16 protein-coding genes are annotated in these 19,589 nt (G+C 60.7%); 7 read left to right on the plus strand and 9 right to left on the minus strand.

The genetic code is table 11. The features are described from left to right. Positions 1-438: 438 nt before the first annotated feature. Entirely contained in the window at positions 439-1,959 is a 1,521-nt protein-coding gene (locus tag AAFX04_12960) for a fumarate hydratase (protein ID MEO1046345.1), read from the plus strand. A 36-nt stretch (positions 1,960-1,995) separates the two neighbouring features. Next, the gene (locus tag AAFX04_12965) at positions 1,996-2,661 is read left to right on the plus strand and encodes a hypothetical protein (protein ID MEO1046346.1); all 666 of its coding nucleotides are present in this window, start codon (positions 1,996-1,998) and stop codon (positions 2,659-2,661) included. A gap of 20 nt (positions 2,662-2,681) precedes the next feature. Here AAFX04_12965 and AAFX04_12970 read toward each other — a convergent pair whose 3' ends face one another. Beyond that, the gene (locus tag AAFX04_12970; protein ID MEO1046347.1) at positions 2,682-3,182 is read right to left on the minus strand and encodes a MarR family transcriptional regulator; all 501 of its coding nucleotides are present in this window, start codon (positions 3,180-3,182) and stop codon (positions 2,682-2,684) included. A 97-nt stretch (positions 3,183-3,279) separates the two neighbouring features. On the opposite strand from AAFX04_12970, the gene AAFX04_12975 reads away from it, so the two are divergent. The 4 genes from AAFX04_12975 to AAFX04_12990 all read left to right on the plus strand — a co-directional run bounded on the left by AAFX04_12975 (position 3,280) and on the right by AAFX04_12990 (position 7,822). Next, positions 3,280-3,756, plus strand: a complete 477-nt coding sequence (locus AAFX04_12975; GenBank protein MEO1046348.1) for a DUF3237 domain-containing protein — start codon at positions 3,280-3,282, stop codon at positions 3,754-3,756. Between the two features lie 214 nt (positions 3,757-3,970). After that, on the plus strand, positions 3,971-6,139 hold the full coding sequence (gene katG / locus AAFX04_12980) for a catalase/peroxidase HPI (protein MEO1046349.1): 2,169 nt from the start codon (positions 3,971-3,973) through the stop codon (positions 6,137-6,139). Between the two features lie 257 nt (positions 6,140-6,396). Further along, positions 6,397-6,957, plus strand: coding sequence for a TetR/AcrR family transcriptional regulator (locus AAFX04_12985; protein MEO1046350.1), 561 nt, complete (start codon positions 6,397-6,399; stop codon positions 6,955-6,957). 22 nt (positions 6,958-6,979) lie between these two features. Next, complete coding sequence (locus tag AAFX04_12990; GenBank protein MEO1046351.1) at positions 6,980-7,822, plus strand: phytanoyl-CoA dioxygenase family protein; 843 nt, start codon at positions 6,980-6,982, stop codon at positions 7,820-7,822. A 55-nt stretch (positions 7,823-7,877) separates the two neighbouring features. On the opposite strand, the gene AAFX04_12995 is transcribed toward AAFX04_12990, so the two are convergent. Both AAFX04_12995 and AAFX04_13000 read right to left on the minus strand, forming a co-directional pair. After that, on the minus strand, positions 7,878-8,195 hold the full coding sequence (locus AAFX04_12995; protein ID MEO1046352.1) for a hypothetical protein: 318 nt from the start codon (positions 8,193-8,195) through the stop codon (positions 7,878-7,880). A 317-nt stretch (positions 8,196-8,512) separates the two neighbouring features. Beyond that, the gene (locus AAFX04_13000; GenBank protein MEO1046353.1) at positions 8,513-9,331 is read right to left on the minus strand and encodes an SDR family NAD(P)-dependent oxidoreductase; all 819 of its coding nucleotides are present in this window, start codon (positions 9,329-9,331) and stop codon (positions 8,513-8,515) included. Positions 9,332-9,430: 99 nt separating this feature from the next. On the opposite strand from AAFX04_13000, the gene AAFX04_13005 reads away from it, so the two are divergent. Continuing rightward, the gene (locus AAFX04_13005; GenBank protein ID MEO1046354.1) at positions 9,431-9,703 is read left to right on the plus strand and encodes a hypothetical protein; all 273 of its coding nucleotides are present in this window, start codon (positions 9,431-9,433) and stop codon (positions 9,701-9,703) included. A gap of 31 nt (positions 9,704-9,734) precedes the next feature. On the opposite strand, the gene AAFX04_13010 is transcribed toward AAFX04_13005, so the two are convergent. The 6 genes from AAFX04_13010 to pepN all read right to left on the minus strand — a co-directional run bounded on the left by AAFX04_13010 (position 9,735) and on the right by pepN (position 19,517). Further along, entirely contained in the window at positions 9,735-11,045 is a 1,311-nt protein-coding gene (locus tag AAFX04_13010; GenBank protein MEO1046355.1) for a cystathionine gamma-synthase family protein, read from the minus strand. A gap of 213 nt (positions 11,046-11,258) precedes the next feature. After that, complete coding sequence (locus tag AAFX04_13015) at positions 11,259-12,923, minus strand: J domain-containing protein (protein ID MEO1046356.1); 1,665 nt, start codon at positions 12,921-12,923, stop codon at positions 11,259-11,261. Next, positions 12,923-14,626: an Hsp70 family protein gene (locus tag AAFX04_13020; GenBank protein ID MEO1046357.1), complete on the minus strand. Its 1,704-nt coding sequence runs from the start codon at positions 14,624-14,626 to the stop codon at positions 12,923-12,925. Before AAFX04_13020 ends, AAFX04_13015 begins: the two co-directional genes overlap by 1 nt. A gap of 32 nt (positions 14,627-14,658) precedes the next feature. Continuing rightward, positions 14,659-16,107: a DASS family sodium-coupled anion symporter gene (locus AAFX04_13025; protein ID MEO1046358.1), complete on the minus strand. Its 1,449-nt coding sequence runs from the start codon at positions 16,105-16,107 to the stop codon at positions 14,659-14,661. Next, the gene (gene pgeF, locus AAFX04_13030; protein ID MEO1046359.1) at positions 16,100-16,858 is read right to left on the minus strand and encodes a peptidoglycan editing factor PgeF; all 759 of its coding nucleotides are present in this window, start codon (positions 16,856-16,858) and stop codon (positions 16,100-16,102) included. The genes AAFX04_13025 and pgeF overlap by 8 nt, the downstream gene beginning before the upstream one ends. 10 nt (positions 16,859-16,868) lie before the next feature. Continuing rightward, positions 16,869-19,517, minus strand: coding sequence for an aminopeptidase N (pepN, locus tag AAFX04_13035; GenBank protein ID MEO1046360.1), 2,649 nt, complete (start codon positions 19,515-19,517; stop codon positions 16,869-16,871). Positions 19,518-19,589 lie beyond the last annotated feature (72 nt).

A 19,589-nucleotide genomic window follows, 5' to 3' on the forward strand; every position in this document is an offset into this window, starting at 1 on the left:
CTGTTTGCAGCCGTTTTGCGTGGTCAGCCAAATTGGCTGCCATACTATAGTTGGTATGCCCCCAACCGCTCTATACCACCTATAGTGCCTGAAATGATTTCCAACGCAAGAGGGTAAATGACAGTTTAAGGACTCGGTTCGTCGCATGCCCGATTCGCTTCACCGCATCGGATTCATGCGGTTAGGCCGCGACGCGTGGAGTTGAGCGGCATTCCCAAATCGCAAGCGCAAAATGACAGTTTCGAGAAATTTTCTGCATGGCTGTCGAAAACCCGACAGCAATATCCACGTGCACACTATCCACAGTGTATCTGTCTATCGAAACAATCTATCGAGATAGAAAGGTTCAATGGGCAGGCGTTCGCTTGCCCGTAACGCCATTATCCGCCAAATAGCAGGGCAGAGCCCCTGCCCAATTCCGCGCGATGGAGATCCGCCATGCCCCTGATCAAAGCCGATGACCTGATCGAAAGCGTCGCCGATGCACTGCAATTTATCAGCTATTATCATCCGATGGATTATATTCGTGCCCTGGGCGAAGCCTATAAGGCCGAACAGGGCGCTGCGGCAAAGGATGCCATCGCCCAGATATTGACCAACAGCCGGATGTGCGCCGAGGGGCATCGGCCGATCTGCCAGGACACCGGCATCGTCAACGTCTTTATCCGCTGGGGCATGGAGTGTCGGCTCGACGACACCAGCCGTTCGATGCAGGAGATTGTCGATGAGGGCGTGCGCCAGGCCTATCGCCATCCGGAAAACCCGCTGCGCGCCTCGATCCTGGCCGACCCCGCCTTCACCCGGCGCAACACCGGCGACAATACGCCCTCGGTGCTGCATGTCGAGATGGTGCCGGGGAGCACGGTGGAGATTGATGTCGCGGCCAAAGGCGGCGGCAGCGAGAACAAATCCAAGTTCAAGATGATGAACCCGAGTGACAGCATTGTCGACTGGGTGCTGGAAATGGTGCCGCAAATGGGTGCGGGCTGGTGTCCGCCGGGCATGCTCGGCATCGGCATTGGTGGCACGGCGGAGAAAGCGGTGCTGCTCGCCAAACAATCGCTGATGGGCGATATCGATATGGCGCAGCTCAAACAGCGCGGGCCGCGCAATGATATGGAAGAGCTGCGCATCGAAATCTATGACAAGGTCAATGCGCTGGGTATCGGCGCCCAGGGGCTGGGCGGCCTGTCGACGATCCTCGACGTCAAAATTCTCGACGCCCCCTGTCACGCGGCGGGCAAGCCGGTGGCGATGATCCCCAATTGCGCCGCCACCCGCCATGCGCATTTCACTCTGGATGGTTCCGGCCCGGCCTATCTTGAGCCACCCAGGCTGGACGAATGGCCCGATGTCAACTGGGCCCCGAGCAAGGAAGCCAGGCGGGTGCAGCTCGATGCGCTGACACCGGAGGAGGTCGCCTCCTGGAAGCAGGGCGACCGGCTGCTGCTCAACGGCAAGATGCTCACCGGGCGCGATGCGGCGCATAAGCGGATCAGGGATATGCTCGACAAGGGCGAAGAGCTGCCGGTCGAGTTCAAAGGCCGGGTGATCTATTATGTCGGTCCGGTCGATCCTGTGGGCGAGGAAGTGGTTGGCCCCGCCGGCCCCACCACCGCAACCCGCATGGACAAGTTCACCGATATGATGCTCGGTGAAGGCCTGCTGGCGATGGTCGGCAAGGCGGAGCGCGGGCTGGATACGGTCGCCTCGATCAAGAAACATGGATCGGCCTATCTGATGGCCGTCGGCGGCAGCGCCTATCTGGTAAGCCGCGCGATCAAAGGCAGCAAGGTCGTCGGCTTTGAAGATTTGGGCATGGAAGCGATTTACGAATTCGAGGTGAAAGACATGCCGGTCACCGTAGCCGTCGACGCCGAAGGCAACAGCGTCCACCACCTCGCGCCTCTGGTGTGGCAGGAGAAGATCCGGAAAGAAGGATTGCTGGAAGGGGTTTGAGACATGGGAAGAAAGGGAAACGAGCAGCGCTCACTTATGAGCAGATGGATCAGCGCCCTATCGACGCTTCTGGCACTGGCCCTGGTTTCCCCACTCTTTGCGCCGCAGCTGCTTGCCTTTCCGCATCACCAGAAGATTGGCGATACCACTGTTTATGCCGAGATGCCGATAACCGCAGAGTTGGCTGACCATCTGGAGCAGTCCGACGCACTGTTGCGCACAAGCCCGTTATTCACCGAAGACTATGACAGTGTCATTGTCCTGACACAGGGCGGATGGCGCTGGTCATGGCTTTCGCTGGGCGCATCTGATGCCTTCGCGGTCAACCGCCCCTTTACCGATGTCATTCCGGTCAATCGCACCGATATTCGAAAGGGCATTGTGCGCAACGGCAAAGAGATTGGTGGTGTCCGCAGTCTCTCCGCCATCATCGCGCATGAACGCGTACATGCACTGATGCGCAACCATCTCGGTATATTGGGAGAAGCCATGCAACCGACATGGAAGGTCGAAGGCTATGCCGATTATGTCGCGCAGGAATCGAGCCTGACGGAAGCGCAATATCGGACGCTCATAGCAAACGGGCATTCGCATCCGGCGATCGTCTATTATGAAGGCCGTAAAAAGGTGACTGACATATTAGCAGCCAATGGCGGATCGGTAACGGAGCTGTTCGGAAAAGAGGGCCAATCTTCCAACTGAAGCGGCGTGACTTGTGAACCTCAAAGCGCCGGGATCGGGCAGGCTTTGCATGCATCCTGATCGCATAAACGGCACGCCTGATATTTGTCCATTGCGCATGTCGGGTAATCACGCAACATCCGGTCAAGCAGACCGGTAAGGGTTTCACGCTGCGTTGCATCCAGCCCTTGCGCTAATTCCGCGATCGCCTCATGGCGCAGGTCGAGCAAGCTGCGGCGCAGGCGTTTGCCCTTGGCGGTGAGGTAAAGCAGCACCTGCCGCGCATCCTCGCCCCTGCGTTTCTCCGCCAAGCCATCGGCCACCAGCCGATCGACCAGCCGCACCGTGCCCGGTTGCGACAGACGCAGCACCGGTTGCAGATCGCCGATCGTCAGGCCGGGTGCCGCACCAATGGCGGTAAGCGCCGCCGGGGTTTCCCCCGCCTTGTCGAAGCGCGTCGCAATCGCCTGTTGCACCTTGTCGGTGACCGTAAGCGCAAAAGCGCCGATAAGATTTTCCAGCATCTTGTTTCTATTATCCATGCCCATAAATATACATGCCGCATATATTTTGACAATCATGGTACCTGCTATTTATATGCATGATGCATGTATATTTATAAAGAGGGAGAAGATTGTCATGAGCGAGATTGAAACCGAATTCCTGTTTGAAGCCCGCGTCACGCTCGATCCGGCACCGATCGAAGTCGGGCCGGGGCCGGAAGGACATCGCGCTATATATATCGTCACAGGCGGCACATTTGACGGACCGAAACTCAAAGGCAAGGTCCTGCCCGGCGCAGGTGCCGACTGGGTACGCCTGCGCGGCGATGGCGCTTTTCATCTCGACGTCCGCTTCTGCCTGGAAACCGATGATGGTGCGGTGCTCTATCTCCACTGGAATGGTCGCTTCCATGCGCCACCCGAAAATCTGGAATATGCGATGGACCAGTCCAAAGCCGATGACCCGGCAGGCGCGCATCGCTATTATTTCCGTACTGCACCGCAATTTGAGACCGGCGATGCGCGCTATGCATGGCTCAACAATATCATCGCGGTTTCGACATCGCGTACCGGCGATGGCGGGGTGATCCATCGGGTTTTCGCGGTCAAATAGATAGCGGATAAGCAGGCGTTATTCTGTCGCAGCTCTGTCAGATTTGTAGGTTAGGCAGGGCGTCACAAGAGAGCGAATGATTTAGCGATAAAATCACTTAACGCTTTTCATAAAATTGATTGGATCGATAAATCATTCGGTGCGATATGTTCACTGTGAGAGAAAGACTCGTCCCCGAAACACCCTTAAGCCCATATAATGATGGAGAGCCCAGATGAATGACGAAAGCAAATGCCCGATGATGGGCCATACCAGTGTCGAGGCCATTGTCGGCCATATGACCAACCAGCTGTGGTGGCCCAATAATGTGGATTTGAGCCCGCTCAAGGCCAATTCGGAAAAGAGCGATCCGATGGCAGAAGGCTATGACTATGCCGCAGAATTTGAGAGCCTCGATCTCGATGCTGTGCGTCAGGATATTTTCGCGCTGATGACCGACTCGCAGGACTGGTGGCCGGCTGATTATGGCCATTATGGTCCGCTGTTCATCCGCATGGCCTGGCACGCCGCCGGCACCTATCGCACCTTTGATGGCCGCGGTGGCGCGGGCACCGGGCAGCAGCGCTTTGCCCCCTTAAACAGCTGGCCCGATAATGCCAATCTCGACAAGGCGCGCATGCTGCTCTGGCCGATCAAGAAGAAATATGGCCGCAAGCTGAGCTGGGCCGATCTGCTGGTCTTTGCCGGTAACTGCGCGATTGAGCATATGGGTCTGAAACCCTTCGGCTTTGGCGGCGGTCGTGCTGATGTCTGGGAGCCGGAAGAAGTCAATTGGGGCCCTGAGTCCGAATGGATGGGCGAGGACCGTTTTGAAGGCGAGCGTGAGCTGTTCGATCCGCTCGGCGCGGTGCATATGGGCCTGATCTACGTCAATCCCGAAGGCCCTTCGGGTGAGCCTGACCCGGCCCGTTCGGCGCATGACATCCGCGTCACCTTTGCCCGCATGGCGATGAATGACGAGGAAACCGTTGCACTGACCGCCGGCGGCCACACTTTCGGCAAGGCGCATGGTGCCGGTGATGACAGCCTTGTCGGTCCTGAGCCCGAAGGCGCAGACATGGCCGCTATGGGCCAAGGCTGGATCAGTAGTCATGGCTCGGGCAAGGGCGATGACGCGATCACCAGTGGCATTGAAGGCCCATGGACACCGACACCGAACAAGTGGAACAATGAATATTTCGAAGTTCTGCTCGGCTATGAGTGGGAGCTGACCAAGAGCCCTGCCGGTGCCCATCAGTGGACACCAAAAGCGGGCCAGGATGCACCCGAAGCGCCAATGGCGCATGACCCGGGCAAGACCCAGCCGCTGATGATGACCACTGCCGATATGGCGATGAAGGTCGACCCGGAATATCGCAAGATTTCCGAGCGCTTCCGCGACAATCCTGATCAGCTCGCCGATGCTTTCGCCCGCGCATGGTTCAAGCTGACCCATCGCGATATGGGGCCGAAAAGCCGCTACAGGGGCAATGAGGTGCCGGCAGAAGACCTGATCTGGCAGGACCCGGTTCCGGCAGCGCAGGGTGCGCTGAGCGATGCTGATGTGGCGGCGCTGAAACAGGCGATCCTCGACTCCGGTCTCTCGGTCTCGCGTCTGGTAGCGACCGCATGGGCTTCTGCCTCCACCTATCGCGGAACCGACCATCGCGGTGGCGCCAATGGCGCGCGCATTCGCCTGGCCCCGCAAAAGGACTGGGCCGCCAATGATCCGGCGGAACTGGCCAAGGCACTCGAGGTGCTGGAAGGCGTGCGCGCCGCATCCGGCACATCGGTTTCGATGGCCGACATAATCGTCCTCGGCGGTTGCGCCGCAGTGGAGAAAGCCGCCAGGGATGCCGGTGTGGACGTCACCGTGCCGTTCACCCCGGGCCGCACCGACGCGACCGACGAGCACACCGATGCCGAGAGCTTCGCACCGCTCGAGCCGCGCAATGACGGCTTCCGCAACTATCACACCGGCAGCGATTATCGCTCGACCGAGGAGTTGCTGGTCGACAAGGCGGCGCTGCTGACGCTGACCATGCCGGAAATGACGGTTCTGGTTGGCGGTATGCGCGCGCTTGACGCCAATGCGGGCGGTTCGCAGCATGGTGTGCTGACCGATCGTCCGGGCCTGCTGACCAATGACTTCTTCGTCAACATTCTCGACCTTGGCACCAAATGGGAAGCCACCGACGCGAATGAGCTGGAATTTGTCGGCAGCGACCGCGCCAGTGGAGAGAAGAAATGGACCGGCACCCGTGCCGATCTGATCTTCGGTTCCAACTCGGAACTGCGCTCACAGGCCGAAGCCTATGCCACCGATGATGCGCATGAGGCCTTCGTCCATGCCTTTGTCGCCGCATGGGACAAGGTGATGAACCTCGATCGCTTCGACGTATAACCCCCCTCTTCGCGTCCAAGCGACAAGGAAAAGGGCGCCCTGGCAAGGGGCGCCCTTTTTTATTGGGGGTGAGCGTCATTGCGAGGAGCGAAGCGACGCGGCAATCCAGAGCAGGTGCGTGCCGCTCTGGATTGCTTCGCTGCGCTCGCAATGACAATGCAGTTTTGGCCAGATCAATACGCAATCGTCGCCCTTGTGTTTTATGTCGCTGTAACCCCATTTGACAACGCCACGCAAAAAACATAATCACCATTATTATGTTATCCGAATCGCTCCCCGAAAAGGCGCAGGCCATTGCCGCTGCCGCCATTGATGCCATCCACGAAAAAGGGCTCGATCGCTTCAAGCTCACCGATGTCGCGCGCAAGGCCGGGGTGACCACCGGCGCGGTCACCTATTATTTCGAGGACAAGGATGCGCTGCTGATGGCAGCGTTCAACGCCTCATGGCAGCGGCTGTTCGCACAGGTCGAGGCCTATGAGCATGGCTGGCGGCTTGAGCGCTTTATCAATTCCCTGCCGACCAGCGAGGACAGACAGCGCAGCTGGAGCGTCTGGCTCGCCTTTTGTGGCCGGGCGCAGACCTCCGAAGCGATCAGCGAGCATTACCGGCTTTACTATGCCCGACTGGAAACGCTGCTGCTCGAATCCATCGAGCGCGAGAATGATGAAACGGCGCGGCACGATATCCGCACCGTGATCGCGGCGATGGACGGCATAGGTCTGTGCGCCACGCTGCACCCAGAATTATGGCCCGCCAAGCGTCAGCAGCAATGCTTGCGCGATATGCTGGGTCACCTGTTCCCGGACGGGACATAACCATAACAGAGAGGATGCCCCAATGACCACAGCGACCACATTGCCCGAGCTGGCCTATCTCCCCGCCACCGCCAGCACAGAGGCTATCCATGATGTGCTGCAACGCGATGCTGCGGTGATCATCGAGGATGTGCTGTCGGCCGACCAGATCGCCACCATCCGTGAAGAGCTCGACCCGTATCTCGGCGCAACCGCACAGGGCGCGGATGATTTCAGCGGTTTCCAGACGCGGCGCATGGGCGCCCTGCTGGCGCGCTCGCCCGCCTGTCGCGAACTGGCGCTTGATCCTATCGTCAATGCCATGTGCGCCGAATTTCTCGGCCCCCATTGTGACAATTATCAGCTGCATTTCACCCAGGCGATCAGCATCGGCCCCGGTGAGAGCGCGCAGCAACTGCACCGCGATCGCGGTCTATGGGGCGGCTATATTCCGCGCCGAATCGAGACCCAGCTCAGCACCATCTGGGCGATCACCGAATTTACCGAAGACAATGGCGCGACCCAGCTGGTGCCCGGATCGCAGACATGGGACGCCCAGCGCGAGGCCCAGCCGCATGAAATTGTGCCCGCAGAGATGAAGCCCGGATCGGTGCTGATCTATTCGGGCACCGTCATCCATGGCGGCGGTGCCAACCGCACCCAGCAAAACCGCCTCGGCGTGCTGATCCATTATGCGCTCAACTGGCTGCGGCAGGAGGAAAACCAGTATCTCTCCTGCCCGCCCGAAATCGCCAAACAGCTGAAACCCGAATTGCGCGACCTGATCGGCTATTCGCGCGGCGGCCCGACATTGGGCTTCTACTCCACCCCGGGCAAACCCGGCGAGGGGTTTGAACTGGCTGATCCGAGGATGTTGTTTCAATAGTGTGGGGCCGACAGGAACGACGCAATCCCGAAATCATAGCCTGTTCAGAGCGTTTTCAATCCAGGTTTTTCAGCCGCCGCTTGGCCGCTGCCAGCCCATATCGCTTTGGTCCTGTATCGACCGGAATGACCTGACCGCGGGTGCCATTCCCGACCGGCGGCGAATAGACCCAGATCGTGCCGCCACTATCAGTCGCAGCCTTGGCATAGAGACTGCGTGCTTTCTTGACATCACGCGCAACACCGATCCCTTCTTCGAAGCGGATGCCAAGCTCAAGCTGTGCCCATTTGTCACCGCCCATCGCCGCACGCGCAAGGTCGGGCAACGCAGACAGGCGGTAGCTGGAGCCATAGCCTCGCCCCGGGGACTCCATATCCCCTTCGGCACAGGCAGACTTTTGAGTGGCAGGCGCTGGCACTGATGATGACCGCTGATCGGAGCTACTCTGGTCCGCCGGTACCGCTGCACGCTGTTGGCGTTCGGCCGCGCAGATGAAACTCTGCAGATCCTTCAACAGCTCCGCATTTCGCCGCCTTACAAGTTCAGGACCAGGCGTTGTCGAAGCCTGTGTAAGGTCAATGCCATAATAGCTTGTCCGCGGTGCGCATCCGGCCAGTGTCAAGAGCACAAGAAGCGCCCCGATATGTGCGCCACGCGCTGCTGCATGGGCCATCTTTGTCAACATTGGTCTTACCCGTCACCCGCAGCCCGCATCCTGGCAAAGGCCAGCTGTACATCATATTCATCATCGCCATCATAGCGCGGCGCATAGTTGTCGAACGCAGTATAGACCGCATCCCAGCGTTCGCGCATGCGTTCGGCATTATAGGCGTGGCTGACGCAGTAAAATTCGCCCGCCAATAGCTGCGGCACGATTGTTTCGGCAAAGCGGTCCGCGGGCATGGCGAGATCCTGGGCCCAGTCGGTCAGCTCGGACTGGACCCAGCCGGGCATGATGACCCCGGTGGTGATATTTTCCGGCACGTCGCGGCGCATCACCTCCATCAGGCCGAGCACCGCATGCTTGCTGGCGACATAGGCGCTACCGGTCATCGGCATGGCGTTGAACAGCGCATTTTCCGACGCCACGGCATAGACCGCGCCGGGCTGGCCATCCGCACCCATACGCTTGCCGAATTCGCTGATGCCGCTCCACACACCCCAGAAATTGACCTCGAACAACGCCCGTGCCTCGGCCATATCCATATCGAGCGCAAATTGCCGCCCGCCCCCGACCCCGGCATTGGCGATAAACATATCGGCACGGCCATTTTTGCCCCAGGCAAAATCGGCGAGCCCGGTCATATCCTCTGCCCTGGTGACATCACCGACACAATATTTCGCATCGACACCCGCTTCAGCCAACGCCTCGCACGCCTGTTGCAGCCGCTCTTCGCGCGGCTCGCACAGGATCATCCGCGCGCCTTCGGCCCCGAGCCTTTTCGCCATGGCCAAACCCAGCCCGGTCGCACCGCCGGTAATCACCACCGTCTTGCCGCTGATATCCATGTCATTCCCCTCCCTGATGCCTTTTCTGCTCGCGATGACAATCTTATCAAATTCAAAACGGCTCTAGGCAAGCATCTGACCAGCGTTTATCTCAGTCTCATGATCGCTGTCATCATTCTGTTCTTCCTCGGCATCGCCAATTTCGCGATGCACAAGGCGGTCATGGAGTCGGGGCACCCGGCAATCCAGTCGACGCGCATGGCTTTCGAGCGCGCAACCGGCGGGTGGGGTGGGTATCTGCTCGAATATACCGTTTTGCTGGCGGCGATGAGCTTTGCAAATCAGGGCTTCATCATCGCAGTCGGCGCCTATCTTGGCTATACCGGTCTCAATGCCATGGCAGCATGGATATTGCTGAAGGACAGGATGTAGAGAGGCGGGCGTCAGGCTCCGCCCCTTGTGATTACACTGCCGCCAAGGCCTGATCGAAATCGGCGATCAGATCGTCGGGATCCTCTATACCGATCGATATCCGCACCAGATTATCGGTGATGCCCAGTTGCGCCTTGCGGTCATCCGGGACCGAGAGATGCGTCATCGCCGCAGGATGGCTGGCCAGCGTCTCGGTGCCGCCGAGGCTCACCGCCAGCTTGGCGATTTTCAGACTGTCGAGAAAGCGGAAGCTCTCTTCCTCGCCGCCCTTGATAAACACCGAAAAGGTGGAACCCGCGCCGAGACAATGGCGGTCGTAAATGTCCTGCTGGCGAGGGTCCGAGATCATGCCGAGATAGCCCAGCCCTTCGACCTTTGGATGCTGCGCGAGAAATTCGCAGACCTTGGCCGCATTCTCACCCGCACGCTGCATCCGCAGCTCCACCGTCTCGAGCGAGCGCATCAGCATCCATGCGGTATTGGGGTCGCAAATGCCGCCCATGGTGTTGCGCAGTGCCCGTACCGGGTCGATCCATTTCTTCGCCCCGGCAATCGAACCGGCGACAAGATCCGAATGGCCGCCGACATATTTGGTCAGGCTGTAAACCACAATGTCCGCACCATGGTCGAGCGGTCGCTGCCATAGCGGGCCGAGAAAGGTATTGTCGATAGCGATAGGCGGGCCATCTGCGCCCAGCACCGCATCGCGCGCAGCCGATACCGCCTCGATATCGACCAGCGCGTTGGTCGGGTTGCCCGGGCTTTCGAGATAGACCAAAGCCACTTTACCGCCCTGGCTTTCGGCCTGGGCCCTGGCTTTCTCCATCACAGCGTCGAGTTCCTCGCGCGTCGCACCGGCGGGGAAATCGACATAGGTGACGCCGTATTTGCTCAGCCATTTGGCGACAAAGCCCTCGCTGGCGGCATAGAGCGGGCCGCTATGGACGATCACATCGCCCGAACCGCACAGCGCCAGCATCATCACGCAGATCGCGGTCATGCCGCTGGAAAAGGCGAGCGCATCCTCCGCGCCATCCCAGACGCCGAGACGGTCCTCCAAAATCTCCTGATTGGGGCCGTTAAATCGCGAATAGACCAGCCCCTCGGCACCGCCGGGGCGCTTTCCGGTAATGCCCTCAAAATGGCGCTTGCCAGCGGCGGCGTTCTCAAAGGCGAAAGTCGAGGTCTGGAAGATAGGGGGTTTGAGCGAACCCTCGGACAAAGCCGGGTCAAAGCCATGGCCCATCATCAATGTCGCGGGCTTCAACTTGCGCCCGGCAATCTCTTCGATGGCCGGCTTGGGTTTGCGGCGCGGGGTCGGGGTTTCGATAGAATCGGTCATGCAGATATCCTCCCTATGGGGCGCTGCCGGATATGTGGGTCGTGGCCGACCGACACCGCCCGAAAGCGCTCCCAGGAAGGCGGGAGCCGAAACTATGGGTTCAGGGCACCCGTCCCTAACCTCCGCAGCGACGCATCTCCCTGATGGCGAAGAAAATAGAAGGAGGCCGGATTCTTGGCAAGGGAATTCAGGCGAGTTCCGGCGGCAGAATTACTATCTGGCATCGCTGCGCCAGTCGCGCAGCACAGTCATCGAATGGATCCGCGCAATGCATTGCGCCCGCCCGCCGCGCTCGCCGCGCACGTCGCGCAAAAAGTCCGAGACCGGGCGGTTGATCTTGCTGGAAATACGGCGCAGCAACTCGGCATTGTCGCGCTCGCTCAGGGTGAAGGCAATATTGGCCTCATCCTCGACAACCTCGCGCACTCCGCGCGCCGCCAGTTCACGGCGACGGTCGGAAAATTCTGTGGGGAGCTTGTCGGGCGGGATATCATCGTCGAGAAAATCAGCGCAGCGGCGCGCATCATAATAGTGTTGTAACAGATCGATCTCGAGGGAGAGATGATCGCGGTAAAAGGCGGCATCGCCATATTCCACCGCATAGTCATAATGATCACTGGCGAGGCGAACCACTTCTTTGACATAGGCGTCAAAGTCGCCGTCCGATTCGCGTACTCCCGCCAGCGCCTGCTCCAGATCGGCATAAAGGGGCGGGTTGTCCTGCTGTACTTCGACCCGCGTCAGACCGGGGCTATAGACCCGTTCCAGCGCCCGGCTGATAACCGTTTCATCGCTGGAATCGATGGTCACCTCAAACGGCGCGGGAGGAGAAAGCAGCGGCATGTCGCCAGCGGCGTTGGGCAGATCAGCGCTCATAAAGCTTGTCACGCGCCCGGCAAGCAGGAACACACCGATAATGGCAAACACGATCCATGCCTTGCCTTTGGGTCCCTGGGTCTCATGGCTGGCGGCCTCGACCGGGCCGACACGCAGCCGCCAATGGTCATATTTGTCGGCATCGAAATAACCGCTTAGCTGTGGATACTGCTTGCCAGTCAGCCGGAACAGCGCCTTCATGTCCTTGCGCCGGACGTTCATGTTGATCGGCCCTGCTGTGGTAATATCCTCCCATGCGGCGTGCAGCGGATCATCCGGTTGGGCCAGTTCGCGCGCTATGGTGATGATGCCTGCACGGTTGCGCAGATGGGCGATGGCATCACTCTGGTCCCATTGCTCGGTGGCGCTGTTCCAGCCGAAAAACTGCACCGCCTTTTCAATCAGCGTATCGGAGCGCGGCACGGTCTGGGCCAGCAAATTGGCCATCGGATCCTCGAACCGCGCCGCCATGCTCACCGGCTGCTGTTCGAGCCAGTCCCAGAAATCGCGGGCTTTGTGGCGCAGGTCGAACTCTTCCTCCTCGCTCAGACCCTCGGTGGCATAGCCGCCATTGATCATGTCCTCGGTCTCAAGGATATCGGCAATCGCATAATAGAGCCCGATGCCCTGCTCGACCGGATCGGACTCTGCGTCGGCGGCATCGGGTGCAAGGCCTGCATCCTCCGGGTTGGACAAAGCCGCAGGGCCCGGTTCGGACTGGTCGCCGGCATCGCTGACATCGTCACCATCCGTGCTGTCGTCCGGGACCAGCCCGACATCTTCGGGTGCCACTCCATCCTCGGGGAAGACCGGCTCGTAATCGGCATAGCGCAGATAGTCGATTGCCGCCTCATAGGCATCGCGCAGCGCCATAAAGCCTTTCGGGTCGGCATCGGCATCGATGGTTTTCAGCTTCTCGGCATAGGCCTTGCGGATTGTCGCACGGTCGGCATCGCGCGCAACGCCCAATATTTCCCATATCGACCCGCCCGAACCAGCCATCAGAGGTAATTTTGGTCGTCAATGGCGTCGAGAAGCTCGGATAGCGCGCCGCGCACCTCCTCGATCGCACGCTCGTCCTGATGATCCATTGCGCCTTCAAATTCGAGGATATAGCGCCCCAGAATATCGCGCTGTTCGCCGATCAGCCCTTCAAAGCAGCGCTGGGCCCGCGCCATCACCGCTGCATTTTCCGCCTTGTCGCGCGGATGCACTTTCAGCTTCGCCAGCGCCTTGCGCCGCTTTTCCAGCGCCCCAGGCTCCTCTTCCTCACCGCCAATGACCAGCTGCTTCTTCAGGCCGGTTTCCGGCACTTCGATATCCACTTCCAGCAGGCCATTGGGATCATAGGTGAAGCGGCAGTCAATCGCGACCTGGCCCGCCGGCTTGCGCGGCACCTTGACCTTGACCTGACCCAGCTTGACATTGTCGGACACATTGCGTGCCTCGCCTTGGTAAATGCCGAATTCGACATGCTCCTGCCCGTCCTTGAGCGTGCTGAACTGCTGGACGCGGCTGGTAGGGATGGTACGGTTGCGCTCGATGATCGGGGCGAAAATGCCCTGGTGCCAGTTGCCGAACCGATCACGTTCAGTGGTGTCGACGCCAAGGGTGAACGGACAGACATCGGTCATCCGTATCTCTTTCAGCCCCTCCTGGCTGCCGCGCAGCCCAGTGAACACCGCGGCCCCCAGCGCCACCGCGTGATCGGGGTGCAGGCGGTGATTGGGGAAGCGCCCGAACAGCCGCGTTACCTCCTTGCGGACAATCGGCATGCGTGTCGCGCCGCCCACCAGCACCACATCGCGCAGCGCTTCGGCGGTGATATTGCCATCGCGCAGCGCCCGCAGCAGCGGCTCGCGCAGCCGCTCGATCAAGGGTTTGGCCAGCGCCTGCATTTCGGCCTCGGTGAGGGTCATGGCAAAGGCCTCGCCCTGCCAGTTGAGCCGCAATTCGGCCTCGGCGCTCTCGCTCAATGCCCGGCGTGTGCGCTCTGCAGCCTCGCGCAATGCCGACTGGAATTTGTCATGCTGACGATGCGCGGCCAGCTGTTCAGGCATCTTCTCCAGCGCATAATGCATCAACGCCTCGTTGAAATCGATTCCGCCCAGTTGCGGGTCGCCCGCCGATGCCCGCACCTCGATGATGCCGTGGAATATCTCGACAATCGAGACATCGAAGGTACCACCACCGAGATCGAAGACGAGGAACGGTTCCTCCTCATCCAGCTCGTGAATGCCATAGGCCAGCGCCGCGGCTGTCGGCTCGTTGATCAGGCGATCGACCTCGAGACCGGCCTGTTGCGCGGCGCGGCGTGTCGCCCGGCGCTGGGCATCGTTGAAATAGGCCGGTACGGTAATCACCGCATCCTCTACCGGCTGCCCCAGATAGCGCTCCGCATCTTCCCTGAGGCTGGCCAGCACCAGCGCCGACAAATCCTCGGCGCGGAACTTGGTCTTGCCCAGCTTCACCACCCGGTCGGTGCCGATATAGCGCTTGAACGCCGCGGTCGACAGCTCGGGATGGGTCGACAGCCGTTCGCGCGCGGCAAGGCCGACAATGACCTCGCCCGATTCCATGACGCTGACTGCCGAGGGCGTCAGCATGTCGCCCAGACTGTTGGGGATCAGTTTGGCTTCGCCATCCTGCCACATGGCAACGGCGCTGTTGGTTGTCCCCAGATCAATAGCAATGGTCATGGCCATGATCGCTCCTGAATTGCGTCGAATATGGCGCCCTAAAGGATCATGGCCGCCCCCCATACGGCGCCAATCATCAGAGGAATCCCTGCCAGGTCAAGTATAAACCCGGCCTTCAGCATTTTCGGCAGCGATATGTGTTCACTCGACCACGCTATGGCATTGGGACCGGTGCCCGAGGGCAGCATGAAGCCCCAGCTGGCGGCGAGCGCGGCAGGCATGGCGAGCAGCACAGGATCGACCCCCATAGCGGGGATCAGGCTGGCCACCACCGGCATGATCCCGCTGGCCGTAGCGACATTGCTGGCAAATTCGGTCACCAGGATCACCAGCCCGACCAGCGCCACTGCGACCACCAGCAGCGGCACCGCATTGAGCGGCTCGAGCGCGGCGCCGAGCCAGTCGGCCAGACCCGAGGCAATAATCCCCGCCGCCAGCGCCAGCCCGCCGCCGAACATCATGATCACGCCCCAGGGCGCGCGATTGGCCTCTTTCCAGACCAGCAGCGGCCGCCCGGTGCCATCGGGCAGGATGAACAGCAACAGGCCGCCGATAATTGCGATGCTGCCATCATGCAGCGATTTCTCCGGCGCATAGGTCTTGATCAACGGCAACAGCAGCCAGCCGATCACGACGAACAGGATCACCGGGACCAGCCGCTTTTCCGGCCCTGTCCACGCGCCTGCATCGCCAATGGCATCGCGCGCCACCGCAACATCGAATCGGTCTTGACCCAAATGCTGCACCCGCGACAGAATCAGCGCGCAAACAGGTATGCCCAGAACCACTACAGGCAAGCCATAAGCGGCCCAGCTGACAAAGGTCACCTCCATATCCAGCGTCTCGTTGATCAGTCCGGCGGCGATGGCATTGGTCGGTGAGCCCACCAATGTCCCCAGCCCGCCAATCGAGGCGGCAAAGGCAATACCCATCAGCAATGCACCGGCAAAACCATCGGTTTCACCGGTTTTTACTCCGCCTGCTGCCAGCACCGCGACCGCAATCGGCACCATGATCAATGCCGTCGAGGTGTTGGAGATCAGCATCGACAGGATCGCGGTGGAAATCATGAAGGCGAGGATCAGCCGCATGGAATCCCCCTGCCCCTTACCGTTGCCACTGCCGGCGCGGCGGATAATCGCCAGCGCCAGCCGCCGGTGCAGCCCGGTGCGCTCGATTGCCAGTGCGAGAAACGCGCCGCCCAGGATGAGGAACAATATCGGCGAATAATATTTCGAGGCCGCCGTGTTGACGTCCATCACCCCGGTCAGCGGCATCACCAGAAACGGCAGCAGCGCGGTGGCAGTGAGCGGCACCGCCTGGGTCATCCACCAGGTCGCCATCCACACCGTCAGCCCAGCCATCGCCCAGGCCCCGGCAGACATGTCGGCGGGCGGCGCCAGCACCAGCGTCAGCAGCATCGCTACCGGCCCGGCAATCAGGCCGATAGTCTCTGCGCGGTTGCGTCCGGTACCATCTTCAGACAAGCCCGATCATCCCCATCTGGCGTCCATGGTCATCCTCCCCCTGATGCGTGGCGCGGCGGTGGCTGAAGAAACGGTCGGGCTGGGCATAGGTGTCCTCGCCCATACAGGCGACAGTCGTGACCCCCGCCGCCGACAGCCGCGCGGCAATATAGCCCTCAAGATCGAACTGGTGATGCCTGGCGTCCCTGCCGGGGGCAAAGAAGCGGTCATTCCCGGCATCAGCCTCGCAGAAACTGCGATAGAAACCGTCATCGACCTCATAGCTTTTCTGCGCGATGCACGGGCCGATCGCGGCGATAATCGTGTCGCGGCGCGCGCCAAGCCTTTCCATCGCCTCCAGCGTCGCATCGGTAACCCCCGCCAGCGCCCCGCGCCAGCCGGCATGGGCGGCACCGACGACATGGCTGGCCTCATCGGCGAACAGCACCGGAGCGCAATCCGCGCCAAGCACACCAAGCACGATATTGCGCCGGTCGGTGACCATCGCATCGGCCTCGGGCCGCATATCATCATTCCATGGTGCGGTGACGGCGGCCACTTCAGCCGAATGAATCTGATAGAGTCCGACCAGCGGCGCATCGGCAATAATTGCCCCGGCCCACAGCCCGCGATTGGTCCTGGCCTGCGCAAGGTCGCCGCCGCCGCCAAGACCGACATTGCCCTGATCGCCCAGATCCCCGGCGCGCGTGGTAAAACCATGGACGATACCGTCCATGCCATCGAGCGCAGCGCATTGCAGCAATTTGGCCATGATGCGGTGCTCAGCCCAGGCTCTTCACCACCTGCTCGGTGGTATCACGCGACAGGCTGTCCACGCTGTGTATGCGCTCCAGCGCGTTACGCATCAGCCCGGCGCGATCCTTATCGAAGCGCCGCCAGCGGCCCAGGGGCGGGATGAACCGCGCCGCGGTCTGCGCGTTTTTCGGGTCGAGCGCGATCACCATATCGGCGAGCAGCGCATAGCCGCGGCCGCTGACATCATGAAAGGCCGAGGGGTTGCCCGCCAATGCCCCATAAAGCGAACGCACCCGATTGGGGTTGGCCAGGGTAAAATCGGGATGGTCGGCCAGCGCCGCGATATGATCGAGCACCTGCGGGTGGAAAGACAGCGCCTGGATGGTGAACCATTTGTCCAACACCAGCGCATTGCCCTTATAGCGCTGGTAAAAGCTGTCAAGTGCCTGTTCACGAAGCATATTTTCCATACCCGCCAGTGCCGCCAAAGCCGTCTGGCGGTCGGTCATATTGTCCGCCGCGGTAAAATGGGCATAGGCGGTGACCGCAGCATCGCCGACATCACCGGCCACCATATAGGCCAGCGCCAGCCCGCGCATCCGCCGTGCGCCGCGCGCCGCGCCATCCATGGCAAAGCCCGACGGCGCGAGCCGGTCATAAATCGCCTGCCATTGATCAGCCAGCGCCGCACCAAGATGGGCCCGCATCGCCTGCCGTGCCCGGTGCACCCGGTCGGGCCGGATAACCGCCATCTGCTCGCCAACAAAGCTCTCGCTCGGCAGCGTCAGCAGCTCGCCGCGCATCGCCTCTTCGAGCCGGTCATCGGCAAGGATATCGGCAAATATCTGCACCAGCGCCGCATCGTCGATCACCTCGCCGCTCCCGCCAGCGCTACTGTCACTGGCCTCGGCGACCAGCCGGTCGGTCACCAGCTGCTGCAGCGCCTCATAGCGGGCAAAGCTGTCATCATCATGCCGCGCCAGAAATGCCAGGGCCTCGACATCCTGCCCGCTCGACAAGGTCACCGGGGTAGAGAAGCCGCGATTGATCGAAAGCGCCGGCGGCGCATCGAAACCGTCAAAGGTAAAGCTCTGCTCCACCTCTTCCAGCACCAGCAACTGCTCGCCCGGATGCCGGCCAGAATCGCGGTCGATCAGAGCGGTCCTGAGCGGCAGCACCATGGGCTGCTTGTCGGCCTGCCCCGGCGTGGCGGGCACGCTCTGGTTCAGCGTCAGCGTCGCGGTTTTGGCTTGCGGGTCATGGTCCAGCCTGGCCGTGACCTGCGGCGTGCCTGCCTGTTCATACCAGCGGCGGAAGCGCGTCAAGTCGAGCCCGGCACCATCCTCCATGGAGCGGACAAAATCCTCGCACGTCGCTGCCTCGCCATCATGGCGATCGAAATAGAGATCGGTGGCTTTTCGGAAGCCCTCATCTCCGGCCAGCGTGGCCATCATGCGGATGACTTCGGCACCCTTATTATAGACCGTGGCGGTATAGAAATTGGAGATTTCCATATAGCTGTCGGGGCGGATCGGATGTGCCAGCGGGCCGCCATCCTCGGGGAATTGCGCCGCGCGCAGCACCCGCACATCTTCGATCCGCTTGACCGGGGCGCTGCCCATATCGGCGGAGAAGCTCTGGTCGCGGAACACGGTAAAGCCTTCTTTCAACGACAGCTGGAACCAGTCGCGACAGGTGACGCGATTGCCCGACCAGTTGTGAAAATATTCATGCGCCACCACGCCCTCAATCGCGTCGAAATCACTATCGGTTGCGGTGTCGGGATCGGCGAGAATATAGCGCGAATTGAAGATGTTGAGTCCCTTATTCTCCATCGCACCCATGTTGAAATCGCCAACAGCGACGATGTTGAACACGGCCAGATCATATTCGCGGCCATAGCGTTCCTCATCCCAGCGCATCGAATTTTTCAGCGCCGTCATAGCATGGCCGGTGCGCTCCAAATCACCACCACCGGGGCGGACCCAGATGGCCAGGTCAATCTCTTTGCCCGACATGGTGGTAAAGCTGTCACGATTGGCGACCAGATTGCCTGCCACCAGTGCGAAGAGATAGCTCGGCTTGGGCCAGGGATCATGCCATTCGGCCAGATGCCGCCCATCCTCCAGCGTCTCTTCGCGTACCAGATTGCCATTGGACAGCAGCACCGGGAAACGCTGCTTATCGGCGTGCATTTCGACTTTGTAGCGGCTGAGCACATCGGGACGGTCGGGGAAGAAGGTGATCCGCCGGAACCCCTCGGCTTCACACTGGGTGCACAACATATCGTTTGAGGCATAAAGCCCCATCAACTGGGTATTCCTGTCCGGCTGGATCCGGGTGGTGATGCTGACCTTGTGCGCATCGCCCGACAGCGGCAGCAGCAGCGCGCCCTCGTCCAGCCGCCAGTCATTCGAGGCGACGCCATCGACCAGCACTTCGACAGGTTCGATCCCGTCGCCTTCCAGCCGCAAGGGCCGGTCATGATCGCCATTGCGCTCAACCGTCATCTCGGCCTGCACCACCGTCTCGGCAAGATCGAGATCAAAGCTCAGCGCAACATCGGGTACCAGCCAATCGGGCGGGCGATAGTCCTTGCGATAGATGGTGGGCGGCGTTGGCGGCGTCGCGGCCTCGGCCAGTTCCTTGTTCGGTGCGTGCGGATTGTCGGACATGCCCCTGCCATAAGCCGCGTTGACCGCCGCTGCAATTGCGATATGCAATGCCGGGCGACAACAAATATGAGG

The organism is Pseudomonadota bacterium, assembly GCA_039818985.1.
In the GTDB taxonomy this organism is placed as follows: Bacteria; Pseudomonadota; Alphaproteobacteria; order Sphingomonadales; family Sphingomonadaceae; genus Alterisphingorhabdus.